A 25877-nucleotide genomic window follows, 5' to 3' on the forward strand; every position below is an offset into this window, starting at 1 on the left:
GGGGCTGCTTGCAGTCCCTTGAATGGCCCCCGGTGATCGCGGTCATCCCCCCGAGCAGTGGGGGTCCTCCCTTGGTTTTGTTCTGGCCGCGGCGGGGAGTGCCGTTGGCCTGGGCAACCTCTGGGGATTTGCCTACCGCGCCTCCCAGGGGGGCGGCGCGGCGTTTGTGCTCCTGTACCTCTTGATCGTCTCGGTGGTCTGTCTGCCGGTCTTGGTGGCCGAGATGGTCCTGGGGCGCAGCACGGGCCATGCCCCCCTACTGGCGCCGATCACCGCCGGCGGGCGCCGCTGGGCCCCGCTGGGATGGCTGTTCATGGCTGCCGCGGTGGGGATCCTCAGCTACTACGCCGTCTTGATGGGCTGGACCGGCCGCAGCCTGGTCCATGCCCTGAGTGCTCCGCTCCCGGCCGATATCCCCGCGGCTGAACGGTTTTTTGCCGGCATCAGCAGCGGAGGGGACGCGGTGTTGGGGCACCTGATCAGCCTGGCCCTCACCGGGGTGGTGGTGGCCGCTGGCATCAAGGCCGGCATTGAGCGCCTGACCCGCTGGGCCATGCCGCTGCTGTTCGTCCTCCTGCTGGCCCTGGTGATCTGGGCTGCCTTTTTGCCCGGGGCCCATCAGGGCTACAGCGGCTTCTTGCTGCGTTGGGACACAAGCAAGCTCACGGACCTGACCACGATTCGCAACGCCTTCACCCAGGCCTTCTTCTCGATCGGCACCGGAATCGGAGCGATCTTGGCCTATTCGACCTATCTCCAGCGCCGCAGCCCCATTCCTGGGGAAGCGGTGGCGGTGGTGGGCATGGACACTGCCGTCGGCCTGATGGCGGGCTGCATCACCTTCCCGCTGGTGGCCAGCTTTGGCCTGGTGGATGTGGTGAGCGGCAGCACCGTGGGCACCCTGTTCATCAGCCTTCCGACAGGGCTGTCTTCCCTGGGTGGCGGCGGCCGGGTGGTGGCCGCGGTGTTTTTCCTGTTGGCCTACGTGGCCGCGATCACCTCATCGGTGTCCCTGCTGGAGGTCCCGGTGAGTTCGCTGATGGATCGCCTGGGCTGGAGCCGCTCCCGGGCGGTCTGGCTGATGGTGTTGCTGATCGCCGTCATCGGCTTGCCGTCCTGCCTGGATGTCGCGGTGCTCGAGCGGATGGATGCCCTCTTCGGTGGCGTCTGCCTGATCGCCGGTGGCCTGCTCATGGCCCTGCTGCTGGGCTGGCAGGTGCCCGATCGCTTCCGCAGCGATCTGATCGAGTCGGGGTCGTCGCCGGAGCTGGTGCGGCTGCTGCGCTGGGCCCTGCGTTGGATCTCCGTGCCAGCCATCAGCTTGGGTCTGCTGATCTCGATCATCGACTTGGCCAAGAGCTGGAGCGCTTCTGGCGCTTAACTGATCCCAGCTTTTCTCGTCCTATGGCCATCGGTCCCCAGTGGCTCCAGCGCTTCAACTTCATTGAGCGGGCAAAGTTGGAGCGTCAGCTGTGGGAGGCCTTTGAGCGGGGCGAGCCGATCGAGACGCTGGTGGAGGAGTGTGAGCCGGGCTTTCAAAAGGAGGTCTGGAGCACCACCGCCACCCGGATCCGCAAGATCGAAAAAATGATGCGCGATCAGCAGGCTCCGAAGAGCTGAGGGCGCACTACTCGATCACTTGCGCCTGCCGCACCGCCGTTGGCGGACCTTGGCGGTTTGCGCCAGGTGCCCAGTGCCGTAACTCCAGGCGGTTGGACGGCGCCAAACTCATGTCCGTACGCCAGCCGCTAATCCACTGGATCACAACGGTGTCGCCGTTGAGGTGCCAGACGCCACCCGATTGGGAGTCAATGCTGTTGAAAGCCAGGCCATTGGAGAGCAGCGCTGCCGTGTAGGGAGGGAGCCCTGGCTGTGCCGGCGGGAAGCTGTAGACCCCCACAGCATCCGCCGCTGCCCCCTGGAGCTTGACCGCGGTTCCGAAGTTGGAGGGTTGTTCGCTGCGGGATTGGCCCGGGCTCCAGGCCGAGTGGCTCAAGCCGCTGGGGCTGACGTAGATCCAGTCGCTCCAGCCATCGCTGTAGTCGACGCGGATGCCATTCCCCCAGCTGCTCCACTGGCCTAACTCCCGGAATTCCGCATCCCTCAGTTGCGTCGAGCCGGCGTTCGGGACCCCTGCCGTGCCGACGGTGCTGACGGCCTTGCCATCGGCGTAAACCCGCACATTGAACAAGTTGTTGCGGCTGTCAGTGAGGGCCCAAACCCCAACGAAACGGCTGATTGCTTGCGCTTCCCTTGCGGCTGGCTCTGCAGCAAAAGCAGGGGGCTGCCCCGGAAGACCCAAGACGGCGCAGAGGCCAAGTCCACCGAGGGCGGTGCTGAGGTGCCGCATGAGCGATCCAATCAACCTTGGGCCAAGTCTGCTGAGCGTTCAGCTCCTCAGCCATTCGGTGATGCCGCCGGGTTTGTCGATCAACTCGATGCCCTGGGCCTTGAGGTCATTGCGGATCTGGTCGGCTGCGGCGAAGTCCTTTGCGGCCTTGGCCGCTCTGCGCGCTTCGATCTGGGCTTCAATCGCCCGATCCTCGAGACCCCCTGTGGCTCCCGCGGTCTCTTGCGGTTCGTGCTGGAGCCCAACCACCGCGGCGAGCTCTAGCAGCAAGGCCAGTTGCTGCTGGCTGCTGGCCTGCTCGAGTTCGCTGCTCGCGCTGGCGTCACCGCGCTCGATCCGGTTGGCCAGACCCCGCAGCGGTTTGGCGAGCTCAAACAGCACCGCCAGGGCGGCGGAGGTGTTGAGGTCGTCGTCCATGGCTGCAGCAAAGCGCTTTCGGGCCTCCTGCAATGGGACGGGTAGCTCGGACTGCGACCGAGTGGTTCCAACGGTCAGGCCCAGGGCGACGTTCAGACCTTTCCAGCCGGTGGCTGCGGCCTCAAGGGCCTCGGCGGTGAAGTCCAGCGGTTTGCGGTAGTGGGCCTGGAGGGTGAACAAGCGCAGGGTCATCGGCGAGACCCCGGAATCCAGTAGCGCCCGGATTGTGGTGAAGTTGCCGAGGGATTTCGACATCTTTTGGCCGCCCACATTGACCATGCCGTTGTGGAGCCAGTAGTGGGCTAGCTCCTTGCCGGTGGCGGCTTCCGATTGGGCGATCTCGTTCTCGTGGTGGGGGAAGACCAGGTCCGCGCCACCGAGGTGGATATCGATGGTCTCCCCCAGTTCCTCGCGCACCATCGCTGAGCACTCGATGTGCCAGCCCGGACGGCCCTGGCCCCAGGGGGAGGAGAAGCTGGGCTCCCCCGGTTTGGCTCCCTTCCAGAGGGCGAAATCGAAGGGATGTTGTTTGCGGGCTTCTTCCGCGCTGGCAACCCGACCGGCGGCGTTGTCCTGCTGCTGCTCGAGATCGCGGCCGCTGAGCTTGCCGTAGCCGGCATGCTTCATCACGGCGAAGTAGACGTCCCCATCGGCGGAGTAGGCGGCGCCCTTGGCCTCCAGTTCGCTGATCAAGGTGCGAATTGCATCGAGGCTGCGGGTGGCCCGCGGCATCCGGTCGGCCGGGAGGATGTTCAGGCGCCCCATGTCGGCGACAAAGGCGTCGATATTGCGCTCGCTGACTTCCTCCATCGAGGTCCCCTCCTCGCTGGCACGGTTCAGGATCTTGTCGTCAATGTCGGTGTAGTTCTGCACGAAGGTCACCGCATAGCCGCTCCAGCGCAGGTAGCGGCGCAGAACGTCCCAGGCGATGTAGCTGCGGGCGTGGCCCAGGTGGCAGAGGTCATAAACCGTGACGCCGCAGCAATAGATGCTGACCTTGCCGGTCTCGATCGGCTTGAACTCCTCGACGCGGCGGGTGAGGGTGTTGGTGAGCCGCAGGGTCATTTCGCTTCCATCCAGTTGGGGCCAACACCGGTCTCCACCACCAGGGGCACAGACAAGGTCACCGCGCGCTCCATGGTTTCACGCGTGAGGGTCACCACCTGATCGAGGGCCTCCGGCGCCGCTTCCAGCACCAGTTCGTCATGCACCTGCAGCAGTAGGCGCGCCGGCAGGGCGCTTTCCGCTAACCGTTGATGTAGCTGCACCATGGCCAGCTTGATGATGTCGGCGCTGGAGCCCTGGATTGGGGCATTGGCGGCGGCTCGGAGTTGCTGGGCTTCCATGCCTCCGCGGCGTGCCACGTCGAGTTCGATCTCCAGGGGGTCCTTGCCGAGGTGTCGGCCCAGGCCGCTGGGGTCAAAGGCAAAGGGGCGACGGCGCCCCAGGATTGTTTCCACGTAACCCCGGCTGAGGGCCAGGCGCTCCTGCAGTTCCAGGAAGGCAAAGACCTTCGGGTAGCGCTGCTTGTATTTGCTCAGGAACTCCTTGGCTTCGGCCTGGCTCACACCGGTCTCACGGGCAAAGCGCTGAACGCCCATCCCGTAGATCACCCCGAAGTTGATCGTCTTGCCCAAGCGGCGCTCGTCGCTGCTGACCTCCTCCTTCTCAAACAGAAGCCGGGCTGTCAGGGCATGGACGTCGTCCCCGTTTTGGTAGGCCTCTACCAGCACCTCCTCGCCAGAGAGGTGGGCCAGGATCCGCAGCTCGATCTGGGAGTAGTCGGCGCTGATCAGGGTCCAGCCGGCCTCGGGCAGAAACGCTTTGCGGATCCGCCGGGAGAACTCGGTGCGAACGGGGATGTTCTGCAGGTTGGGGTTGCTGCTGGAGAGCCGTCCAGTGGCGGTGACCGCTTGGTTGAAGTCCGTGTGGACTCGCCCTGTCTCAGGCTCCATCAGGGCCGGGAGCGCATCGACATAGGTGCTCTTGAGCTTGCTCAAGGTGCGGTGCTCCAGCACCAGGCGCACCACCGGATGGGCGTCCTCCAGCTTCTCGAGCACCGTCGCGTCGGTACTCCAGCCGGTCTTGGTTTTGCGTGATTTCTTGCGATCGAGCCCGAGGGTGTCGAACAGGAGCTCACCCAGTTGCTTGGGTGAGGCCAGGTTGAACTCGGTACCGGCGGCGTCCTTGGCTTCCGTCTCCAACCGCTCGAGGGTTGCCTTGAGCTCCCGGCTGAGTTCACCGAGGTAGTCGGTGTCGATTCGAATTCCGGTGGCTTCCATCTGGGCCAGCACCGGCTCCAGGGGCAGCTCCACCTGATCGAGCAGCTTCGCCAGAGGTTGACCCATCGCCTCCAGCTGTCCCCGCAGCAGTGGGGTCAGGCGGTAGGTGACATGGACATCCATGCCGCAATAGAGGGCGGCCTGGGCCATGGGGACCGCCGAGAAGTTGGCGCCCTTGGGGACCAGTTCGCTGTAGCTGGTGGGCAAGAAGCCGAAATTGCGCTGGGCCAGGAGCTCCAGGCCATGCTTGGCGTTCGCATCCCGCAGGTAGTCCGCCAGCAGGGTGTCCATGACGACTCCGGCCAAGGCCAGGCCATGGCGCAGAAGGATCAGCCGGTCGTACTTGGCGTTCTGCAGGGTCTTGGGGTGCTCGGCGCTGCTCAGCCAGGGGGCCAGGGCCCCCAGCACCTGATCGAGGGGCAGTTGGGGTGGATCGCTGAGTTCGGCCTGATGGCCGATCGGGATGTAGGCCAGATCGCTGAGGCCCTCGCCCCAGCACAGGCCGAGGCCCACCAGTTCGGCTTGGAAGGGATTGAGGCTGGTGGTTTCGGTGTCGAGGGCCACCGGGCTCTGCCGGTCGCTGGATCCCAGCAACCGCTGCACCAAGGCCTCGAGGGCTTCGGTGCTGGTGATCAGTTGGGGCTCCAGGGCTGGGGGCTCGCTGCTGCGATGGCCGCTCTCCTGGAGTGGCTCGGGTTGGGCGTCGGCCGCGGCTACCGGGTCGGCTGTGGTTGTGGTTGTTGCCGCTGGGGGGTCGTTGGAGAAGACCGTGGCGAAGCTGTTGACCTGCCGCCGCAGGCTGAACAGTTCCAGCTCCTCCAGGCTTTCGGCCAGGGAGTCACTCTTGACTGACCCCAGGGGAAGACGCGGGTCTTTGGGGAGCGGGATGTCTACCAGGATTTCCGCCAGCATCCGCGAGCGGTAGGCGTTCTCCCGGTCATTGCTGAGCTTGCCCAGTAGGGCGCCTTTCAGCGCTCCCTTGGGATCTTTGGCCTTGGGGCCTGCGGCTTCGAGCTCCTCCAGCGCGGTGTAGATCCCATCGAGATCGCCATGGGCGTTGAGCAGGTTGATGGCGGTCTTGGGGCCCACCCCTTTGACTCCGGGGATGTTGTCGCTGCTGTCGCCCGTGAGCGCCTTGAGGTCCACCACCTCTTCAGGGGTGACTCCCAACTTGGCCACGACGCCGTCGCGGCGAATCTCCAGGGGGCCGCTGCTCTTGGCGTAGGGACCGCCACCCATGTAGAGGACGGCGATGTCGCGCTCGTCATCCACCAGCTGGAAGAGGTCACGATCCCCCGAGAGGATCCGCACCCTCCAACCGTCGTTGGCCGCACGGTTGGCCAGGGTTCCCAGGACATCGTCGGCCTCGTAGCCGGGTGCCATGCAGAGGGGGATATCGAGGGACTGCTCGAGGATCTGCTGCAGGTTCCCCAGGTCCTGGAAGAAGTGTTCTGGGGCTACGTCACGATGGGCTTTGTAGGCCTCGTCAGCTTCATGGCGGAAGGTGGGTTCAGCCGTGTCAAAGGCAATGACCACCCCTTGGGGGGCCAGACCTTTGCAGTTGTCCAGCAGGGCCTTGAGAAAGCCGTAGGTGACCGAGGTGGGGATGCCCTCTTTGGTGCTCAGTCCCCCTTCCCCTCCTTTGCTGAAGGCATAGAAGCTGCGAAAAGCCAGGGAGTGGCCATCCACCAGCAGCAGCAGGGGTTTGAGGGTGGTGCCGCCGGTCAAAACGCCCTGGAAATCGAGTGGACCCAGCCTGGCAGAACGGGCCGTGCTGCCTTGAGTCCCTGCGGCCGTTATCGCTGGTGGCTCGAGCGGCAGTGGCAGCCGCGGGCCCCGCGCCTGCTGTTCATCGGCCTGAATCCCTCCCGGGCCGATGGTCAGCGGGACGATCCCACCCTGCGGCGCTTGATCGGCTTCGCTCAGGCCTGGGGCTATGGAGCACTGGAGGTCCTGAACCTGTTTTCACGCATCTCCGCCACTCCGGCGGTGCTCCGGCGCAGCGCCGATCCGATCGGCTCGCAGACCGACCAGTGGTTGCAGCAGCGCCTGAGGGCCCTGACGCCTGCTCCAGGGTCTGCGGTCTGGCTGGGCTGGGGGAATGGCGGACAGTGGCGGGGGCGGGCTCGAGCGGTGTTGCCCGTTCTGCTCGAGCAGAACGTCCCGCTCCTGGCCCTGGGCCTGACCGCCAGCGGTCAGCCGCGGCATCCTCTCTATGCGGCCAAGGCTGCGCAGCCGCTGCGTTTGACCCATTCTGGGGAGGAGCTTCGGCCTGGTTCCGCCCTCCGATGACCCGTAACCCAAGCCGCTACGCGATCCATCTGCTGCTGTCCGGGGGCCATGAGCAGGTGGTGCACTTCCCCAGCCTGGACGCCTTTCAGCAGTGGTACGGAACGGTGCTCAATGCCGGACCGGCCGATGCCTTCATCAATGTCCCGATCACTGAGCTCCCCGGTGAGTACCTGGTGGTGCGCCCCAGTGCGGTGAAGGGGATCCGAGTGGAGCCAGTGTTTGGCGCCCTCGATGACGATGACTTCTGAGCTGATCTGGGGCTTTGCCTTCTTTGCTGGGGCCCTGGCTCAGCTGCTGGCCCGTCTGAGTGGCTGGCCATCGGTGGTGTTGCTGCTGGCGGCGGGCCTGTTCATCGGTGATGCCGGGCTGGATTGGGTGCAGCCCGAGACCCTGGGGGGAGGGCTGGAGTCCTTGGTGGGGCTGCTGGTCAGCTTGGTGCTCTTCGATGGCGGCCTGAATCTGCGCTTGGCCGGCCGGGACCTGCAGCGCACGGTGTTGCAGTTGGTGCTGACCCGTGGCCTGCTCGGGCTGGTGGGTGGCGCGCTCTTGGCCCATGAACTGGCGGGGCTGCCCTGGCCTTTGGCCTGGGTCTTTGGTGCCATCGCCCTGGGAACGGGGCCCACGGTGATCACTCCCCTGGTGCAGCAGATGCGCCTGGTGCCGCGGCTCGCCAACGTCTTGGAGGCTGAGGGGTTGATCTTGGAGCCGGTGGGGGCGGTGTTGGCCCTGCTGCTGTTGCAGTTAGCCCTGGGTGATCTGTCCCAGTGGGATCAGGTCCTGCCGCTGTTGCTGCTGCGCTTGGGCGGTGGGGTGTTGATCGGCAGTCTCTGCGGCTGGCTACTGGTCCTGGTGCTGGAGCGCCTGCCGAGCGACGCCGAGGGGCTCAAGTTGCAGCTGAGCCTGGGGGTGTTGTTTCTCTTGGTGAGTGGCACCCAGGCCCTCCTGCCGGAGGCGGGATTGCCGGCGGCGGTGTCAGCGGGGGTCGTGGTGGGCCTGCTCCTGAACGATGCAGCGAGCACGCTCGATGCGTTAATCGCCCACCTGGCGCAGCTGGCGATCACGGTGCTGTTCCCGCTCTTGGCGGCCGATCTCTCCTGGGGTGAGCTCTCTCCCCTGGGCTGGGGCGGCGCGAGTTGTGTGGCCGCCTTGATGCTGTTCCGTTGGTTGGTGGTTCAGGCCGGTTCGGTGGGCCTGCAGGGTCTGAACTGGAGCGACAAGTTGATGCTCAGCTGGATCGCGCCGCGGGGGATCGTGACGGCAGCGGTGGCCAGCCTGTTTGCCCTGAAATTGAGTGCCTCCGGCATCGCTGGCGGTGGCGCGCTCAAGGGCCTGGTGTTCCTGACCATCCTGATCACCGTCGCCGTGCAGGGACTCTCCGCTCCCCCACTGGCCCGTCGCCTGGGGCTTGTTGAGAGTGACCTAGAGGCTGCGCTCGATGCGAGCTCTGGCCTCGCCGCTGGGTTGGAGCAGCAGCCAGGTGGTGAGCAAATCGGGACCCTGGAGGCTGCCGAGTAGGGCGGCCCGCAGGGTTTTCATCAGCACCCCTTTCTTCACTCCGGCATCAGCCACGGCCTGACCCAGTAGTGCTTGGGCGGCGTCAGTGCTTAGGGGGCCTTCGGGGAGGTGCTCTAGCAGGGCCTTCAGGGCAGGACGGGCCCCTTCAACCTCGAGTTGCTTCAGGGCGGCTTCACTCAGTTCGGGCCGCTCAAAGAAGGGCCGGGCCTGATCAATGCCGTCCTTGAGGGTGACCAGCGATGGGCCCAGGAGGCCGCAAAGGTCTTTCAGCCAGTTGGCGTCGCTGTGCTCCCAGCCCAGGGCATTCCACTGGGGTTGCAGTTCCGCCAGCAGTTGCTCGGGGCTGCGTTCGTGCAGCACCTGGCTGTTGAGCCAGTTCAGCTTGTCCCAGTCGAAGCGGGCTCCGGCCTTGTTGACCCGATCGAAACCAAAGACCTTGGCCGCGTCGGTGAGGTTGAAGCGCTCCTCCATGCCCTCCGGTGGGGACCAGCCCAACAGGGTCATGTAGTTGGCTAGGGCTTCAGCGGTGTAGCCCTGTTCGCGGAAGTCATTGACCGAGGTGACCCCGTCCCGTTTGGAGAGCTTTTTGCCCTCCTTGTTGAGGATCAAAGGGGTGTGGGCAAATTCGGGGACCGCCGCGCCAAGGGCCGCATAGAGCAGCAGCTGCTTGGCGGTGTTGGCGATGTGATCTTCCCCGCGGATGACGTGGCTGATCGCCATGGCGGCGTCATCGACCACCACCACGAGGTTGTAGAGGGGATCACCGATTTGATCGGCCGGAGCCCGGCGGGCAATGACCATGTCTCCGCCCAGGTCGCTGCCGGACCAGCGCATGGCACCACGGACCAGGTCGTTCCAGGTGATGACGGCATCGTCATCAATGCGGAAGCGAATCGTGGCTTCACGCCCCTCGGCGATGAAGGCCTGCTCTTGCTCGGGGCTGAGGTTGCGGTGCCGGTTGTCGTATCGGGGAGCGCGGTTTGCTGCCGCCTGCTGCTCCCGCATCGCCGTGAGTTCAGCTTCGGTGGCGTAGCAGCGGTAGGCCTTGCCGGAGTCCAGCAGTTGCTGAATGGCGGCCCGATGGGCATCGATTCGCTCGCTTTGAATCACGGGCTCAGCGTCCCAGTCGATTCCGAGCCACTGCAGGCCCTCAAGGATGTTGGCGGTGAACTCGGGCCTGCTGCGTTCCTTGTCGGTGTCTTCGATCCGCAGCAGGAAATCGCCACCGAGATGACGGGCGAAGAGCCAGTTGAAGACTGCCGTACGGGCGGTGCCGATGTGGAGAGTTCCAGTCGGGCTGGGGGCGAGACGCACACGGACCGCCGCTCCAGTTCCAGTCACTGGCGTTGACCTCAAGGTGGAAACGGGACTGACGGGATTCGAACCCGCAACTTCCGCCGTGACAGGGCGGTGCTCTAACCGGTTGAACTACAGTCCCTTGAGTGCTCTGAGAGCTCTCTACGTCTGGGATTTGCGTTCCCAGCCGTGCCGCGTCAGCGACCACAAAAGTATCCGTTGTCGCCCTGCCCTCCGTCAACACACTCAGCGATGAAGACGGCAAACCTTATGAACTGGCCCCGGGTTTGAGCCATAAAAAAGCCCGCCATTGGCGGGCTTTTCAACAGTGATGAGCGGTGCTCAAAGTTCAGGGGCGGAAACCGGCGGGTTCGATCAGGCGGACCTGATTGCCGCGGGCAGTGAACTCACGGCCTTGATCGCTTTGGACGACCACGCGACCGCCGGATTTGACGCGGATCACCCGGGCACGAACCCAGCCGAGGGCGGCAGATTCCAGAACCTTGACGACATCACCGGGCTGTAGATCCAACTCCATGTCCGGAAACGAGAGACTGCAGGTAGGGGACATCGAACGCGCCGTGGAGGACTTGAACCCCCGACATCAGGTTTTGGAGACCTGCGTTCTACCAACTGAACTAACGGCGCAGGGCCGATGTCCCCTCGAAGACCACTGAAGTTCAGAGGTCTTTAGTGGCCACAACAGAACGAAGTGGCCGTGGTGCTGAAGGCGATTGGCCTCAGCGATCGAAGCGCTGCTTAACGCGAGTGGCTTTGCCCACCCGGTCGCGCAGATAGAAGAGCTTCGCCCGGCGCACTTTACCGCGACGCTCCACCTTGATGGAAGCCACCTGGGGGCTGTGAATCATGAAGACGCGCTCAACGCCGATCCCTTGGAAGATGCGGCGAACGGTGATGGTCTCGTTGAGGCCGCCGTGGCGCTTGGCGATGATCACGCCCTCGAAGGGCTGAACGCGCTCTTTGTTGCCCTCGGTGATGCGAACGCCGATCCGGACGGTGTCACCGACATAGATGTCGGGGAGTTCCTTGGGGTTCTTAGCGATCTGCTCGGCCTCGAAGGCCTGCATCAGAGCGTGGGCACTGAGCTTGCCCACGGTTGCTTTTGCAGCAGCAGGCTTTTCGGCCACAGCCACGGCGGAGTCAGTTGCAGCCTCGTTGCCGGCGGCTTCCTGGGTCTCTTCGTTCTTGATCTCGTCAGTCATGTCCTTGGAATCCGCTGCCATCCCAGCTCCGTGAAACGCCTGGCCAAACAACCAGTGTACTGGCTCAGGGTGCCCCCGGATCTCGGGGGCGAAGGCGCCACAGCCGGCGGATCGCCAGGGTGGAGCCCGTCACGAGCATCCATAGCAGACCGAGGCCATTCAGCAGGACGTAAATCGGCTCAGCAGCTGGGCCCAGCCATTCCCCTTCGTGCAAGACCATCAGCCAGTGCACCTGGTCTCGACCGAAGCCCCCCCAGTCTTTGAGCAGCCGGTAGGCCATGCCGCTGCAGACCGTCAGCAGGAGTGGAAGCACCACCACGGGCGCCAGCGCGGCATGCAGCCGTCGCATCCAGGCCAGGGTCGCTTTCATTGGGGCACGGCCAGGGCTGTTGGTGGCAGCACAGATCAGGCCTCAGGTTCTAACTTGCGGAGAGCAGGCCTGCTCTGGCGCGATGAACCTCTTTGCTGATTTGCTGGCCGCCACGCAGAAGGATCAGGGTCAGGTGCCCCAGTCGGTGGCGACCCAGACCGGTCCTCGGATTCAGAAGAGCCGCCGGGGCGTTGAAGTGAAGAGCGCTCGCGAAATCGAGACGATGCGCCAGGCCAGCCGGATCGTGGCCACGGTCCTGCGCGAGATCATGGAGCTCGCCCAGCCGGGCATGACCACCGGCGATCTCGATGCCCACGCGGAAAAGCGGATTCGCGAGATGGGTGCGGTGCCCAGCTTCAAGGGCTACCACGGTTTTCCCGCCAGCATTTGTGCCTCCATTAACAACGAGGTCGTCCACGGCATCCCCAGCAACAAGCGGGTGATCAAGGCCGGAGACTTGGTCAAGGTCGACACCGGTGCCTACTTCGACGGCTACCACGGCGACAGCTGCATCAGCCTCTTGGTGGGCGAGGGGGCTTCAAAGGAGGCCCAGGACCTGGCGCGAGTCGCCCAGGAGTCCTTGATGAAGGGCCTGGCCACGGTGAAGGCCGGAAGCACCCTGATGGATCTGGCTGGTGCCGTTCAGGACCATGTCGAGGCCAACGGCTTTGCCGTGGTGGAGGACTACACCGGCCATGGCGTAGGCCGCAACCTGCACGAGGAGCCCTCAGTCTTCAACTACCGCACCCGGGAGCTTCCGAACATGAAGTTGCGGCCCGGGATGACCCTGGCGGTGGAGCCGATCCTCAATGCAGGAAGCAAGATCTGCCGCACCCTGAAGGATCGTTGGACCGTCGTGACCGTTGACGGCAGCCTTTCGGCCCAGTGGGAGCACACGATTGTGGTGACCAGCGACGGCTGCGAAATCCTGACGGACAGGGACTTCTAAGACCGGCTGCTGACCACGCGGAAATAGGCCCAGCGGCTCAAGGTGGCCAAGGGCATCAAGAGATAGGTCAGGGGGTTGGGGGTCACGATCACCAACCCCACCCCCCAGTGGGCCTGCCGCAGGATTTCCCGGGCGACAAAATCCGCTGACATCAATCCAATCGGATTGAGAGCTGATCGGAATGGTCCCAGGACCAGGCGGCGGATGCGGAAGGTTTCACTGGCCAGGTCCAGGCTGCGCAGACTAAGAAGTTGGCCCTGAAGTCGCTTGCTGATCTCATAGATCGGGCTAAGCGCGGCTTGGATCTCGGCTTCCGAGGTGTTGATCCAGATCTCGCGGGGAGTCTTGCCGTCGTCCTGCTGGGCAAACACCTCCAACAACCTCCAGCTGCTCAGGGCATTGACCTCCAATGAGCGCTCGATGGCGTCGGGGCTGCGCTCGCCATGGCAGTTCACGCCATGGTTGATCAGAAGAATGTCGACGCGTGCCAGAACGCCGCTCAAGGCCTGCTCCTGGCCGACGCTCCAGCGCACCTGCTCGAGGGGTACGGGGTCACCATTGCTGCGCTCCAGGCGCAGCGGTTGATCGCTGCTGGTCAGAGCAATCAGCTGAGCACCGGCTGCATCCAGCTGCAGCAGTAGGGCGCGCCCCAGGCTGCCGCTAGCTCCAGTGATGGCAACGGTGCGACCTTGAAAGCGCGTCAGTCCCATGCAGCGGTGGGCGATGGCCTCAGCTTGCGCCATCCTCGGTGCAGAGGACGTTGCTGGCATGTCGGCGGGGCTGGTGGCCTTGTTCGCTCCCTATTGCCAGGGGAGCGAGCGCCCGGAGGAGCTGGAGCAAGCGCTCGAGACCTTGGCCCGCGGCTCCTGCTCGGGGGTGCGTCAACTCAAGCCAGACGGACAGCGGCCCTTTCGCCTGAGCTGGACAGCGGGGGTGGCCCCACTGGAGCCAGCGCAGCTGCAGCTGGTGGTGGAGGCTGATCCGTCTCGCCCGTCGCCAGCGTTGCCGGGGGCGACATATTCCTGTTCTGTGGCCACCTCTGCGCTGGTGCTCTGGTTGATGGATCGCACGGGACCAGAGGGGGCGAGGGATCTGCCGGACAGTTTCTGGCAATGGTTGTTACTGGGTCTTGAACCCAGTCCAAGTCCCGGTACCCCTTAGATTCAATACAACAACTGGGGTCACATGGTCCAGGGCAATGCGGCGAATCACGCTTCCCCCGCCCTGCTGATCGGTTCCTGTGCGCCCTTTAGCGGCAAATCGGCGGTGGTGCTTGGCATGGCCCGCCAGCTGCTGCAGCGGGGGGTCAAGGTCCGGCTTGGTAAACCCCTGGCTGACAGCGCAGACGGGTCGGCCCCCTTGATTGACGACGATGTGCGCTTCGTTGGTCAGATTCTTGGTTTGAAGGGGGACCAGCTGGTTCCTTCGGTCCATCTCAAGGACGCAGAGGCGGCCCGCGCGCGCCTGTTGGATGGGGACCTTCAGCCCGGTGCGGGTTTTCAGCAGCTGCAGCAGCAACTGCAATCCTCTGCGGATGATCTGACCCTGATGGAGGCCTCGGGCAGCCTCAATGACGGTCGGCTCTATGGGCTGAGCCTGGCCCAGGTGGCGCAAGGTCTCAAGGCCCCTGTGCTCCTGGTTCATGCATGGGAGGACAGCAGCAGCGTCGAGCCGCTGTTGGCAGCCCGCGATCAGTTGGGAGATCTCCTGGCTGGAGTGGTTCTGAATGGCGTTCCCCCCGCTCAGGTCACAGCCCTGCGCTCCGATGTGGTCCCCGCGCTGGAGCGGTTGGGGTTGCCGGTGCTGGGGGTGATGCCCCGCTCGCCCCTCCTGCGCAGCGTCACCGTTGAGGAGCTGGCCCGCCGGCTCGATGCCCGCACCCTCTGCTGCCCGGAGCGGCACGATCTGCTGGTGGAGACCCTGTCCATTGGTGCCATGAACGTGAACTCCGCCATGGAGTTTTTCCGCCGCCGCCGCAACATGGCCGTGGTAACCGGCGCGGACCGCACCGATATTCAATTGGCGGCACTGGAGGCTTCAACCCAGTGTTTGATTCTCACGGGGGCTGGCGACCCACTTCCTCAGCTGATCTCCCGGGCGGAGGAACTTGAGGTTCCGTTGCTCAAGGTCGATCACGACACCTTGACCACCGTTGGTGTGATCGAAAATGCCTTCGGCCAAGTCAGGCTGCATGAATCGGTGAAGGCCACCTATGCCTTCCGGCTGGTGGAAGAGCATTGCGATTTTGAGCGACTTTTTAGTCGTCTACGACTGCCTGTTGCTGCATAAACACTGCTAATTTCGAAGCGTCAGCTGGTGTTTTTGCGTTGACCCGGTCTCTCGATTTGCCTGCCCTCGACCGGATCGACACCCTGGCTCAAGAGCTGGCGATGCTTCAGGACCGGAGCAAGCGTCGCATCGCGATCCTCGGAAGTCGCCATGTTCCGGTGGTCTCGGTTCACTTGGTGGAGTTGGTGGCCCGCTCCCTCGCCCAAGAAGGGCACAACTTGATTACGTCGGGCTCCCAGGGCGTGAATGCGGCTGTGATTCGCGGCGTCCTTGAAATTGACCCGTCCCGCCTGACGGTGCTCCTGCCGCAAAGCCTTGACCGTCAACCCAAGGAGTCACGCGATCAGCTCGATCGGGTGCTGCATCTCGTCGAGAAACCTGAGAACGACGAGTTGCCGTTGCCAATGGCCAGCAGCCTTTGCAATCAGGAGATCATTCGCCGCTGCGATCAGCTGATCTGTTTCGCCTTTCACGACAGTGAAACCCTTCTGACGAGCTGCCGTACGGCTGAGGACATGGGCAAGGTGGTCAGCCTGATGTACTTCGACTGACCCCTTCTTCCAGCAGGTGTCAGTTGGCTGCTGCGATGACGGCCTGCAGTCCCTCCCAATAGAGCAGGCCTGCGCAGGTCATGGCACCGGCCCAGCAGAGGGATCGAACGGGTGGCAGGTTGGCGACATAGGCGGCGATGTACCCCAGTCGCAGGGCGGGATAGATCCAGGCGGCGGCGATCGCCACCGGCGAGCCGACCCCAGCGATCAGGCAGATCAACGCTGCCGGTGCATAGAGGGTGAAGGCCTCGAAGCTATTGAGGTGTGCCCAGTTGGCCCGCTTGCCCCAGTCCGGCAGGCGCTCCGCCATGGCCCTGGGCGCGGCGAGGTCGCTCAGTTGGAAGTTGGCCTTGGAGCGGGCTGCGCCGAGGGGGACCAGGCTGGAGACCACAACACCGGCGCTGAGGAAGAGCGACCAGGCAAAGGCGGGATGCATCAGGGCCACAGGGCTTGGGTTGCCTCCTTTTCTAGGCTGGTAGAGGTTCACCCCGCGCGACCGCATGGCCTCCAGCTACTCCTTCGACGTCGTCTCCGATTTCGATTGGCAGGAATTGGTGAACACCCTGGACCAAGTGCGCCGCGACGTTTCGACCCGCTACGACCTCAAGGATTCCGGAACTGAAGTGGACCTGGAGGAAACCAGCTTCACCATCACCACCGCGAGCGATATGTCACTGCAGGCGGTTGAAGATGTGCTGCGTCAGAAGGCGACCAAACGCAATCTCTCCCTGAAGATTTTTGATTTCCAAACCCCGGAGCCCGTGGGCGGAAACAAGGTCAAGCAGGTGGTGAAATTGCGCAAAGGCCTGAGCCAGGATCTTGCGAAAAAGCTCAGTAAAACCATTCGCGACGAGCTCAAAAAAGTCACCGTCGCCATTCAGGGTGATGCTCTGCGCGTGACGGGCAAAAGCAAAGATGATCTGCAGGCGGTGATTCAGCTGCTCAAGGATCAGGACGTGGAAGTGCCCCTGCAGTTCCAGAACTACCGCTAGGAGGGATTCAGCCGCAGGGTGTGATTTCTGGCCAGCGTTGCCTTAACTCCTGCACGTGTTCCCTCAATCGTTCCGTTAACAGCTCGACCTGAGGTCTTTCGGCGAACTCCCGCTTGCACACCAAAACATCCCCGGACTCCAGCGGCAGCGTGAGCGGAAGTTTCACCAGGCTTCCACCCAGCAGGTCCAGGGTCATGGCTGTGGCGTAGGCGATCGTGAGTTCGGCTTCGTTGCGGCCCTCCCACCTGTTGATGTCGTAGCGCTGCATTCGCACGGGCGAGGACCAGAGTCCGACCGCTTTGAGTGCAGCCTCCACCTGGGGATAGGCCCCGCGGGGGAGCGCCAGGCTGGGGAAGCCCTCGAGATCGTTAAAGCTCAGCTGCTTGTGTTGCAGAAGCGGATGGTTGGGGGCCACCACGCAGTGCACCGGCATGGCACTGAGGGGCAGGGTGCAGAACTCGGGGTCGTCGTTCTCTGGGACGTCCGGCTTGGCACCAATCCAGGCGTCGACGATCCCCAGGCGCAGCAACTCCAGGTTGCGTGGGACGCCAACGATGTCGCACAGCCCGACCATCCACCCTGGCGGGCTGGGTTGGGTGATGAGCGGTTGCCACCAATAGGCGGCCTCGAGCCGCAGGGGGGCTAGTCCCTTCCAGCGCGCCAGTTGATGCACCCTGCGCTCGGCATTGAGCAAGGGGGCATCACTCAGTAGATCCCACTCCCCATCGCATTTTTTGCTGGAGACCTCAAAAATGGTCTGGGCCTGCTTGGCGCGGCGGGAGATGCTTGGTTGACTGAGGGACAGCTTCTCGGCAGCCGCGTCACCGGTCCTGAGCCAGAGCAGGCCATCGAGCGCCGCCAGGGTTTCCAGATCAACCAAGCGTGAGGCCGCATGGGGAGTCTTTCTAAACTCGCACCCCAGAGCGCTTTCAGCTAGCCGATGACCCGCTCAGGCTGGCGTTTTTGGATTGATCGAGGCGGCACCTTCACCGATGTGGTGGCCAGCTCTCCGGTTGGGGCGTTGGAGGTGTTCAAAGTCCTCTCGGAACAACCCGATCAACCCGGTGACCCGGCGGTCCGGGTGATTCGTCAATGCCTTGGCCTGAGCTCTCCGGACCAGGTCATTCCTCCGGGTCTGGTGGCCGAGGTGCGGTTGGGGACCACCGTGGCCACCAATGCCTTTTTGGAGCGCGCCGGCGCCCGCACCCTGTTGCTGATCAACAAGGGCTTCGCTGATTTGCTGGCGATTGGCGATCAGCACCGACCTGATCTCTTTGCCTTGGCCATTCGCCGGCCCCAGCCGCTTCAGGGGCGAGTGATTGAGGTCCAGGGCCGTTTGGCCGCCGACGGCCATGAGCTTCAGCCCCTGCTCTTGGACGAGACGCTCAAGGCTGCCGTTCAGAAGGCGAAGGCTGATGGCTACAGCAGTGTTGCCGTGGCTTTACTGCATAGCACCACCAATGGGAGCCATGAGCGGCAACTTGGCTCCTGGTTGGAGGCCTTCGGCTTTGTGCAGATTGCGCTCTCCCATCAGGTCAGTCCCCTTCCCCGTCTGGTGCCGCGGGGGCAAACCACGGTGCTTGAGGCATCAGTGGGACCGGTCCTGCAGGGCTACCTGAAACAGGTGCAGGAGGCCCTCGGGCCCGATGTGCCGCTGCGGGTGATGCAGTCCAGTGGCGTCTTGGCCGCACCCGGCGCACTGCGCGCTAAGGACACGATCCTTTCGGGGCCAGCCGGTGGCTTGGTGGGGGCCGTGCGCACGGCGGCCCTGGCGGGCTTTGGTCGCATTGTTGGTTTTGACATGGGCGGGACGTCCACCGACGTCTGTTATTGCGATGGCCCGTGGCCCCGCCTCGATCAGGTGGAGCTTGAGGGGTTGCCGATCCAGGCGCCGATGCTGGCGATTCACACCGTGGCCGCAGGCGGTGGTTCCCAGTTGCAGTTCGATGGGGTGCGCTTGCGGGTGGGCCCCGAGTCGGCTGGGGCTGATCCCGGGCCGGCTTGCTATCGCCGCGGCGGGCCCCTGACCGTGACCGACGCGAACCTGTTGCTGGGGCGCCTGCAGAGCGATCAGTTCCCAGCGGTGTTTGGTCCCAGGGGCGATCAACCCTTGGATGGTGCTGTCGTGCGCCAGCAGTTCGAGCGCCTCGGTGAGCGCTTGGGCTGTTCGGCGGAGGCGGCGGCCGAGGGCGCCCTGGAGCTCGCCCTGGAGCGGATGGCGGAGGCGATCCGCCGCATCTCGATCCAGCAGGGCCATGACGTACGCGAGGCGGTGCTCTGCTGCTTTGGCGGGGCTGGCGGTCAACACGCCTGTGCCTTGGCGGAGCGGTTAGGGATGCAGCAGGTGCTCCTGCACCCCTTCGCTGGAGTGCTGTCGGCCTACGGGATTGGCCTGGCCGATGAGGGCCAGGTGTTGGAGCAGTCTTTCGGGCGTCTGCTCGATGCCAGCAGCCTGGCGGAGCTCGAGGGAGTCACGGCCGAGCGGATCAGCGGCGTCCCAGCCGGTGCCCAGCTGCAGCGGATCCTGCAGTTGCGCTTGCCAGGCCGGGATCAGTGCTTACCGGTGCCCTGGCCAAGACCCTGCCCCGGTGCTGAGCATCTGCGGCAGCACTTCATCGCGCAGTTCCAACAGCGCTATGGCTACCTCCCCAACGGCGATCCACTGGAGGTCGTGGTGGATCGCCTCAGCCTCGAGTTCAGCTGGCCCGGAGCAGCTGTCAGGTCTCAGCCCAGCTCCACCGCTGCACAAGGTGCCGAGGCGGGAAGCCTTTCGGTCTATCTCGATGGCGCCTGGAGGACGGCCGCCCTCTGGCAGCGATCCCAGATCGCTCCTGGTCAGCTTCTGCAGGGTCCGGCTTTGATCTGTGAGACCACAGGCACCAACCTTTTGCCTGCTGGCTGGAGTGCCTGCTGCCTGCCTGGTGGGGAACTGCTGTTGAGCTGTGATCAAGATGCCCGCCCCAGCAGCAGCGCCGAGCAGGTGAGGGATCCGGATCCCGTCACCCTGGAGCTGTTTGGCCATCGCTTCATGGCGATTGCCGAGCAGATGGGGACGCGTCTGCAGCAGACCAGCGTCTCGGTGAACATCAAAGAGCGCCTCGATTTCTCCTGCGCCTTGTTCGACGGGTGCGGACGCCTGGTGGCCAATGCCCCGCACATCCCTGTCCATCTCGGGTCGATGGGCGAGAGCGTCTTGGCCTTAATGCGGGCCGTGGAGCACGGGGATCTAGAGCCCCTGCAGCCGGGTGATGCGGTGGTCTCCAATAACCCGTTCAACGGCGGCACCCATCTGCCCGATCTCACGGTGATCACGCCGCTGTTTGCCCCCTCCGGTGGGGATCAACCGGTGGCCTTCGTGGCCTCCCGCGGCCATCACGCGGATGTGGGAGGGATCACACCCGGATCGATGCCATCCAGTAGTCGTTCCATTGATGAGGAGGGTCTGCTCTTCGACAACGTTCCGCTGGTGCGGGGCGGGAGATTGCTGGAGCAGGCCTGGCGTGATCGCCTCGGCCAGGGCCCGTGGCCGGCTCGCAATCCCGATCAGCTCTTGGTGGACCTGCAGGCGCAACTGGCCGCCAACGACCTGGGTGTGCAACGCCTGTTGGCCTTGATGGGTTCAGCGGGAGGGGAGCGGGTCCTGACCTACATGGGCCATGTTCAGGACCAAGCGGCCGCGGCGGTGCGCCAGGTCCTGAGCCGACTCTCCGATGGGGAGGCGCGGGTTCAGCTCGATGCGGGCCCTGAGATCGTGGTGCGCTTGCTGGTGGATCGCCAGGAGCGCAGGGCCCGGATTGATTTCAGCGGGACCTCCCCTCAGATCGAGGGCAATCTCAATGCTCCATTGGCGATCACCAAGGCCGTGGTGCTCTACGTCTTCCGCTGTTTGGTGCGCGAGTCCATTCCGCTCAATGCCGGTTGCTTTGATCCCTTGGAGTTGGTGGTGCCCCCGGGCTGTCTGCTCAACCCCAGCCCGCCAGCGGCCGTGGTGGCAGGGAATGTTGAGACCTCTCAAGCGGTCGCCAATGCCCTTTTCGCAGCGGTGGGTGTCCTGGCGGCTTCCCAGGGAACGATGAATAACCTGAGCTTTGGCAATGCCAACTGCCAGTACTACGAGACGGTTTGCGGCGGAACTGGAGCTGGTAACGGGTTTGCGGGAGCCGATGCGGTGCAGAGCCACATGACCAATTCCCGCTTGACGGATCCGGAAATCCTCGAGCAGCGCTTGCCGGTGCGGCTGGAGCAATTTGCGATTCGTGCTGGTAGTGCCGGAGTGGGCCGCTGGCCTGGCGGCAACGGCGTTCTGCGGACCTTGACAGCCTTGGAGCCCCTCACCGCTTCGCTGTTGTGCGGCAGTCGTCTGGTCCCTCCCTTTGGTTTGGCCGGGGGGGGAGATGGGGCTTGCGGTCAAAACAGCCTGCGGCGGGCGGGTGCCCAGCAGATGGAACCCCTGCCCGGCTCCACGCTGGTGGAGTTGCAGCCTGGTGATCAATTGCAGATGGCGACCCCCGGTGGTGGGGCCTACGGAGCGATCGACTCATGAGAAAGCGATCTCGCGTCGCGGTTGGGCTGGCCTCGGTCGCCTTGGCCCTTTCCAACCCAGCCCAGGCGAACCTGCTGCAGGAGCGCAGTCAACGCTTCCATCCGGTGGAGTCCTCCGCCGGGATCGTGGCAGCCCAGGAGGCCCAGGCTGCGGCGGTCGGGGCCCAGATCCTGCGGGAGGGCGGCAACGCCGTGGATGCGGCCGTGGCCGCCTCCTTTGCCCTGGCGGTGACCTTGCCCCAGGCGGGAAACCTGGGGGGAGGAGGGTTTCTGCTGCTCTGGTTGCCCAAGCGGGGGACTATTGAGACCTGTGCGGCAGCGGCCAGAGGACCCCAGCTTCCCGAAGCCATGAACCTGGGTCGCGGCGAGGCCGTGGCTCTGAACTTCCGGGAGAAGGCCCCGCTGGCGGCCAGGCCGGACCTGTTCTTGAACGCCGATGGAACGGTCAATCGCCGCCTGGCCCTGCGCAGCCTCCTCAGTACGGGGGTGCCAGGCACCGTGGCCGGTTTGTCACAGGTGCAGCGGCGCTACGGCTGTCTCTCCCTGGCAGAGGTGATGCAGCCGGCGATTCGCCTGGCTGACCAGGGCTTTGTGGTGGGGCCTGAGTTAGGTGCCTCCCTGCGGGTGGCGGCGCCGTTTCTGAAGAACGACCCCAGCAGTGCCGCACAGTTCTTCAAGGCCGATGGCACGCCCTACCGCCCGGGCGAGCGACTGAAGCAACCTTTGCTGGCAGCGAGTTTGCGCTGCATTGCCGAGCAGGGCGCCAGCTGCTTCTACCGCGGTCGCTTGGCCCAGGCCATGGTCGCGTTGATGCAGGCCCAGGGCGGTCTGATCAGCCTTGAGGATCTCGAGCGCTACCAAGCCCCCTGGATGCGTCCCCTGCAGGGAGAGCTGCGGGGGCATCCCGTGTTGACCATGCCCCCACCGAGTGGGGGAGGTGCCACCTTGCTGCAGCTGCTCAAGGTCCTGGAGCCGCTGCAGCTGCAGAGCACTGGACTCAATAGTGCTGCGACGATCCATCGGATGGTGGAGGCCATGAACCTGGCCTACCGGGATCGCAATCGACTACTGGGTGATCCTGATCAGGTGGCGATGCCCCTGGATCGTCTCCTCAGCGATCGCTATGCGGCGGCTCAACGTCGACGGATTCGCTTGGACCGTCACCGCCCTGCTACCGAACTGGAAGCGGAAGCGCTGCCGGTCTATGGCGGCACCAACACGACCCATCTCTCGGTGGTGGACCGTGATGGGGGGCTGGTGACCACGACCACGACCTTGAACACGGCCTATGGAAATGGCATCTCCGTTCCCGGCGCCGGATTCTTGCTCAATAACGAGATGGATGACTTCACGGCCAAGCCCGGGGCGCCCAATGCCTATGGCCTGCGTCAGGGCAGTCAGAACGCCATCGCTCCGGAGCGCCGCCCGCTCAGTTCGATGACCCCCACCCTGGTTTTCCACCCCGATGGCCGGCCGCTCTTGGCCACGGGCAGTCCAGGGGGCAGTCGAATCATCACCACCGTTCTGCAGGTGCTGCTGAACCGGTTGGTGCATGGCCTCAACCTGGCTTCAGCCGTAGCGGAGACCCGGATCCATAGCCAACTCTGGCCCGATCAGATCAGCACAGAGCAGGGGCTCAGTCCCGACACCTGGTCGCTGCTGGAGCAGCGGGGCCATCAACTTCAGCTGCGCCCGGCGATGGGGTCAGCGAACTCCGCGGAAGTCCGCTATGCCGACGACTCCGAGGCCAAACCCGTCGGCAGCTGGGGCGTGGCCGATCCGCGTCGACCCGACGCGGCGGCCGTGCCAGAGAGCCCTTAGGTACGCAGCATCGAGGGCAGCCAGTTGACCAGAGGCGGGAAGCAGAGAATCAGCAGCAACACGGTCAGCTGAACCCCGATGAAGGGCCAGGCCCCGCGATAAATCGATTGCGTGCTGACCTCCTTTGGGGCGACCCCCCGCAAGAAGAACAGGGCAAAACCAAAGGGGGGCGAGAGGAATGAGGTCTGCAGGTTGGCTCCGATCAGTACCCCAAACCAGAGCAGGGCCTCGGGGCCAAGCAACTGCCGCGCGCTCGGGAGGAGCAATGGCAAGACGATGAAGGCGATCTCAAAGAAGTCGATGAAGAAGCCCAGGCCAAAGATCACGGCCATGCTCACCAGCAAAAAGCCGGCTTTGCCCCCCGGCAGGTTGAGCAGCAGATCGCTGATCAGTTGATCGCCGCCGACGCCGCGGAAGACCAGGCTGAAGGCGGTCGACCCCAGCAGGATCGCCATCACCATGGACGTGGTGCGCAGGGTGTCGTCGCAGACCTGACTGAGGCCGCGGCGGTTCAGTCCCCCCTCCAGGGCGGCGAGGGCCATCGCCCCGACGGCGCCAATGGCGCCGGCTTCGGTCGGGGTGGCCAGGCCAAAAAAGATGCTGCCCAACACCAGCAGGATCAAACCCAGGGGCGGCAGCAGCACCCGCAACAGGTGCCAGCCGCCCGGCTGCTCGGAGCTGGAGTCAGGATTGAGTGCCGGCGCCAGCTCGGGCTTCAGGCTGCTGATGATCACCACGTAGAGGGCGAAGCCCGCGGTCATCAGCAGCCCGGGGATCAGCGAGCCCAGAAAGAGGTCGCCAACGGAGACGCCCAGCTGGTCGCCGAGCACCACAAGGACGATGCTCGGTGGAATGATCTGGCCCAAGGTGCCCGAGGCGGCAATCACTCCGGTGGCCAGGGAGCGGTCGTAGCCCGCTCGCAGCATCACGGGGAGGGAGATCAGCCCCATCGTCGTCACCGTGGCAGCGACGACACCGGTCGTGGCTGCAAGCAGTGCCCCCACCAGCACCACTGCCAAGGCGAGGCCGCCGCGGACGCCCCGCAGCAATTGCCCCATGGCCACAAGCAAGCGTTCAGCGATGCCCGAGCGCTCGAGCATCGCCCCCATGAAGACGAAGGCCGGAATCGCCAGCAACGTGAAATTGCTCATGATCCCGAAGATCCGCTGGGGCAGGGCCGTGAGGAACTGGGGATCAATCACCCCAAAGGCCATTCCCAGCAGGGCGAACAGCACCGCGATGCCGCCCAGACCGAAGGCCACCGGATAGCCGCTCAACAGCGCCAGCACCAGCGCGATGAACATCGCTGGCCCCAGCACCTCCCCTGGGAAGAACGTGATGACGTAGCCGAAGGCCTCGACTTCCATCAGCGCTCGCGCCTCAAGCGCAGCACCTGGGCGAGGCCCTGCAGGGTCAGTAAGCCGAAGCCCAGGGGGATCAGGCTTTTGATCCAGTAGCGCGGCAGACCGTTGGGATCGGGGGACTGTTCCCAGATCTGCCAGGACTGCACGGCGGGCAGCAGCGAGACCAGCAGCACCATGACCGCAAAGGGCAGGAGCAGCAGCAACGTGCCGCCCAGTTCAACCCGCCGTTGCTTGCGGGCGGACCAGCGGCTGTGCAGCACATCCACACGGACGTGGCCATTGCGTTGGAGCGTGTAGCCCAGCCCCAGCAGAAAGGCGACGGAAAAGAGGGCCCACTGGGCTTCGATTAAGGCGTTGGAGCTCAGGCTCAGACCCAGAGCTAGGCCGAGGTACCGCCCGACCACATTCCAGGCCCCGACCACCAACATCAGCAGGATCGACCAGCGGCCAATCCAGGCGGCTCCCTGGTTGATGCGATCGATCTGCTCGGGCCAGTCGAAGCGAGCCATCAGTTGGGCTGCCGGTAGATGAAATTGGCGTAGGAGAGCTGATTGATCCGGTTCCAGGCCCAGACCTGGTCACGGAAGGTTTGCCAGCCCGCGTAGGTGGTTTTGAAATCCTGGTTCGTGCGCGCCGTGTCGGCGTAGAGCTGCTCGCTCGCTTCTTGTGCAGCCTTCAGGATCGACTCGTCGTAGGCGCGCAGTTGGGTCCCTCCGGAGATCAGCCGTTGCAGGGCTTGACCGTTCAGGCTGTCGTAGCGGCTCAGCATCGAGAGGTTCGCCTCGTAGCAGGCCGTGCTGAACATCGCCTGGTAGTCCGCAGGCAGCTCTCGCCAGGCCCGTTGGTTGACCAGGGCCGCCAGGGTTGGTCCCGGCTCCCACCAGCCCGGGTAGTAGTAAAAACGCGCAGCCCGCTGTAGGCCGAGTTTCTCGTCGTCGTAGGGACCGGTCCACTCCGCCGCATCGATGGCACCGCGGTCAAGGGCCAGATAGATCTCGCCGCCGGGGAGGACTTGAACATTCACCCCGAGGGAGGCCATCACCTTGCCTCCGAGCCCAGGGATGCGCATCTTCAGACCGCGCAGCGACTGGAGTCCCTCCAGTTGTCGTTTGAACCAGCCACCCAGTTGGGCCCCGGTGTTCCCCGCCGGAAAGCTGAGCACACCGAAATCGGCGTAGAGACGGTTGAGGGCCTCGTTGCCGCCGCCTTCGTAGAGCCAGGCGTTCTGCTGCTGTGCCGTCAGGCCAAAGGGCATGGAGGTGCCAAAGGCCAGTGCTGGGTTTTTACCGACGTAGTAGTAACTGGCGGTGTGGCCGCACTCAACGGAGCCGTTTTGCACGGCGTCGAGGACCTCCAAGCCAGGCACCAGTTCCCCGGCTGCATAGGGCTCGATTTGAAAGTGCCCCTCGCTCAGTTCCGCGACGCGGCGGCTGATGGTTTGAGCCCCACCAAAAATCGTCTCCAGGGAATGGGGCCAGCTGGTGGCCATGCGCCAACGCACCTGGGGACGCACGATCCCCGAGGCGCTATCGGCTTTGCGGATGCGACAGGCGCCCAGCAGTCCGGCTGCGCCTGCGGTGCCTGCTGCTGTGGCCGCAGCGCGCAGCAGGCCCCGCCGTTGCAT

25 protein-coding genes and 2 tRNA genes are annotated in these 25877 nt (G+C 64.5%); 12 read left to right on the forward strand and 15 right to left on the reverse strand.

What is annotated here, in order from left to right:
- Positions 1–22 precede the first annotated feature (22 nt).
- Positions 23–1381 (forward strand): sodium-dependent transporter, encoded by a 1359-nt coding sequence (locus MY494_RS12055; RefSeq protein ID WP_247910490.1) that lies wholly within the window; start codon positions 23–25, stop codon positions 1379–1381.
- 23 nt (positions 1382–1404) lie between these two features.
- The gene (locus MY494_RS12060) at positions 1405–1620 is read left to right on the forward strand and encodes a hypothetical protein (RefSeq protein ID WP_247910491.1); all 216 of its coding nucleotides are present in this window, start codon (positions 1405–1407) and stop codon (positions 1618–1620) included.
- A 7-nt stretch (positions 1621–1627) separates the two neighbouring features.
- On the opposite strand, the gene MY494_RS12065 is transcribed toward MY494_RS12060, so the two are convergent.
- Genes MY494_RS12065 through polA form a run of 3 tightly spaced genes read right to left on the reverse strand, consistent with a single transcriptional unit; the run spans position 1628 to position 6777 of the window.
- Complete coding sequence (locus tag MY494_RS12065) at positions 1628–2350, reverse strand: hypothetical protein (protein ID WP_247910492.1); 723 nt, start codon at positions 2348–2350, stop codon at positions 1628–1630.
- A gap of 39 nt (positions 2351–2389) precedes the next feature.
- The gene (gene cysS, locus MY494_RS12070; protein ID WP_247910493.1) at positions 2390–3832 is read right to left on the reverse strand and encodes a cysteine--tRNA ligase; all 1443 of its coding nucleotides are present in this window, start codon (positions 3830–3832) and stop codon (positions 2390–2392) included.
- Positions 3829–6777, reverse strand: a complete 2949-nt coding sequence (polA, locus tag MY494_RS12075) for a DNA polymerase I (RefSeq protein ID WP_247910494.1) — start codon at positions 6775–6777, stop codon at positions 3829–3831. The genes cysS and polA overlap by 4 nt, the downstream gene beginning before the upstream one ends.
- Here polA and MY494_RS12080 point away from each other — a divergent pair.
- The 3 genes from MY494_RS12080 to MY494_RS12090 are packed head-to-tail and all read left to right on the forward strand — an operon-like array spanning position 6727 to position 8856.
- The gene (locus MY494_RS12080) at positions 6727–7341 is read left to right on the forward strand and encodes a DUF1643 domain-containing protein (RefSeq protein WP_247910495.1); all 615 of its coding nucleotides are present in this window, start codon (positions 6727–6729) and stop codon (positions 7339–7341) included. The genes polA and MY494_RS12080 overlap by 51 nt on opposite strands.
- Positions 7338–7589, forward strand: a complete 252-nt coding sequence (locus MY494_RS12085) for a hypothetical protein (RefSeq protein ID WP_247910496.1) — start codon at positions 7338–7340, stop codon at positions 7587–7589. The genes MY494_RS12080 and MY494_RS12085 overlap by 4 nt, the downstream gene beginning before the upstream one ends.
- Positions 7579–8856: a cation:proton antiporter gene (locus MY494_RS12090; protein ID WP_247912054.1), complete on the forward strand. Its 1278-nt coding sequence runs from the start codon at positions 7579–7581 to the stop codon at positions 8854–8856. Before MY494_RS12085 ends, MY494_RS12090 begins: the two co-directional genes overlap by 11 nt.
- Here MY494_RS12090 and gltX read toward each other — a convergent pair.
- The 6 genes from gltX to MY494_RS12120 form a co-directional block, all read right to left on the reverse strand.
- Positions 8761–10197: a glutamate--tRNA ligase gene (gene gltX / locus MY494_RS12095; RefSeq protein ID WP_247910497.1), complete on the reverse strand. Its 1437-nt coding sequence runs from the start codon at positions 10195–10197 to the stop codon at positions 8761–8763. The genes MY494_RS12090 and gltX overlap by 96 nt on opposite strands.
- A gap of 23 nt (positions 10198–10220) precedes the next feature.
- Positions 10221–10294: transfer RNA gene (locus tag MY494_RS12100), tRNA-Asp, on the reverse strand.
- Between the two features lie 207 nt (positions 10295–10501).
- On the reverse strand, positions 10502–10690 hold the full coding sequence (locus tag MY494_RS12105; RefSeq protein ID WP_006043540.1) for a hyperconserved protein Hcp: 189 nt from the start codon (positions 10688–10690) through the stop codon (positions 10502–10504).
- Between the two features lie 37 nt (positions 10691–10727).
- A tRNA-Trp gene (locus MY494_RS12110) sits at positions 10728–10800 on the reverse strand.
- A gap of 92 nt (positions 10801–10892) precedes the next feature.
- Positions 10893–11396, reverse strand: a complete 504-nt coding sequence (gene rplS / locus MY494_RS12115; protein ID WP_247910498.1) for a 50S ribosomal protein L19 — start codon at positions 11394–11396, stop codon at positions 10893–10895.
- 43 nt (positions 11397–11439) lie between these two features.
- Positions 11440–11745 (reverse strand): peptidase, encoded by a 306-nt coding sequence (locus MY494_RS12120; RefSeq protein ID WP_247910499.1) that lies wholly within the window; start codon positions 11743–11745, stop codon positions 11440–11442.
- An 82-nt stretch (positions 11746–11827) separates the two neighbouring features.
- On the opposite strand from MY494_RS12120, the gene map reads away from it, so the two are divergent.
- Positions 11828–12694 (forward strand): type I methionyl aminopeptidase, encoded by an 867-nt coding sequence (map, locus tag MY494_RS12125; protein ID WP_247910500.1) that lies wholly within the window; start codon positions 11828–11830, stop codon positions 12692–12694.
- On the opposite strand, the gene MY494_RS12130 is transcribed toward map, so the two are convergent.
- The gene (locus tag MY494_RS12130) at positions 12691–13437 is read right to left on the reverse strand and encodes an SDR family NAD(P)-dependent oxidoreductase (protein WP_247910501.1); all 747 of its coding nucleotides are present in this window, start codon (positions 13435–13437) and stop codon (positions 12691–12693) included. The two genes, map and MY494_RS12130, sit on opposite strands and share 4 nt — an antisense overlap.
- Between MY494_RS12130 and ebsA the strand changes: the two genes are divergently transcribed.
- Genes ebsA through MY494_RS12145 form a run of 3 tightly spaced genes read left to right on the forward strand, consistent with a single transcriptional unit; the run spans position 13418 to position 15534 of the window.
- The gene (gene ebsA / locus MY494_RS12135; protein WP_247910502.1) at positions 13418–13855 is read left to right on the forward strand and encodes a type IV pilus biogenesis protein EbsA; all 438 of its coding nucleotides are present in this window, start codon (positions 13418–13420) and stop codon (positions 13853–13855) included. The two genes, MY494_RS12130 and ebsA, sit on opposite strands and share 20 nt — an antisense overlap.
- A gap of 24 nt (positions 13856–13879) precedes the next feature.
- Positions 13880–14983 carry a phosphotransacetylase family protein gene (locus MY494_RS12140; protein WP_247910503.1) on the forward strand — a complete coding sequence of 368 codons (1104 nt, stop codon included), beginning with the start codon at positions 13880–13882 and terminating at the stop codon, positions 14981–14983.
- A 38-nt stretch (positions 14984–15021) separates the two neighbouring features.
- A complete protein-coding gene (locus MY494_RS12145) occupies positions 15022–15534 on the forward strand; it encodes a DNA-protecting protein DprA (protein ID WP_247910504.1) in 513 nt (170 codons plus the stop codon).
- Positions 15535–15553: 19 nt separating this feature from the next.
- On the opposite strand, the gene MY494_RS12150 is transcribed toward MY494_RS12145, so the two are convergent.
- Positions 15554–15970: an MAPEG family protein gene (locus MY494_RS12150; RefSeq protein ID WP_247910505.1), complete on the reverse strand. Its 417-nt coding sequence runs from the start codon at positions 15968–15970 to the stop codon at positions 15554–15556.
- 64 nt (positions 15971–16034) lie between these two features.
- Here MY494_RS12150 and MY494_RS12155 point away from each other — a divergent pair, with 64 nt between their 5' ends.
- Positions 16035–16526 carry a YajQ family cyclic di-GMP-binding protein gene (locus tag MY494_RS12155; RefSeq protein ID WP_247910506.1) on the forward strand — a complete coding sequence of 164 codons (492 nt, stop codon included), beginning with the start codon at positions 16035–16037 and terminating at the stop codon, positions 16524–16526.
- Positions 16527–16533: 7 nt separating this feature from the next.
- Here MY494_RS12155 and MY494_RS12160 read toward each other — a convergent pair whose 3' ends face one another.
- On the reverse strand, positions 16534–17406 hold the full coding sequence (locus MY494_RS12160) for a LysR substrate-binding domain-containing protein (protein WP_247910507.1): 873 nt from the start codon (positions 17404–17406) through the stop codon (positions 16534–16536).
- A 60-nt stretch (positions 17407–17466) separates the two neighbouring features.
- Between MY494_RS12160 and MY494_RS12165 the strand changes: the two genes are divergently transcribed.
- Positions 17467–21069, forward strand: a complete 3603-nt coding sequence (locus tag MY494_RS12165) for a hydantoinase B/oxoprolinase family protein (protein ID WP_247910508.1) — start codon at positions 17467–17469, stop codon at positions 21067–21069.
- Positions 21066–22889: a gamma-glutamyltransferase gene (gene ggt, locus MY494_RS12170; RefSeq protein ID WP_247910509.1), complete on the forward strand. Its 1824-nt coding sequence runs from the start codon at positions 21066–21068 to the stop codon at positions 22887–22889. Before MY494_RS12165 ends, ggt begins: the two co-directional genes overlap by 4 nt.
- On the opposite strand, the gene MY494_RS12175 is transcribed toward ggt, so the two are convergent.
- From MY494_RS12175 to MY494_RS12185, 3 genes are read right to left on the reverse strand one after another with little or no spacing between them, the layout of a single operon-like run.
- Positions 22886–24256, reverse strand: coding sequence for a TRAP transporter large permease subunit (locus MY494_RS12175; RefSeq protein WP_247910510.1), 1371 nt, complete (start codon positions 24254–24256; stop codon positions 22886–22888). The genes ggt and MY494_RS12175 overlap by 4 nt on opposite strands.
- On the reverse strand, positions 24256–24762 hold the full coding sequence (locus tag MY494_RS12180) for a TRAP transporter small permease subunit (protein ID WP_247910511.1): 507 nt from the start codon (positions 24760–24762) through the stop codon (positions 24256–24258). The genes MY494_RS12175 and MY494_RS12180 overlap by 1 nt, the downstream gene beginning before the upstream one ends.
- The gene (locus tag MY494_RS12185) at positions 24762–25877 is read right to left on the reverse strand and encodes a TRAP transporter substrate-binding protein (protein ID WP_247912056.1); all 1116 of its coding nucleotides are present in this window, start codon (positions 25875–25877) and stop codon (positions 24762–24764) included. The genes MY494_RS12180 and MY494_RS12185 overlap by 1 nt, the downstream gene beginning before the upstream one ends.

The sequence above is a fragment of the Synechococcus sp. A10-1-5-1 genome, from assembly GCF_023115425.1.
GTDB lineage: Bacteria > Cyanobacteriota > Cyanobacteriia > PCC-6307 > Cyanobiaceae > Vulcanococcus.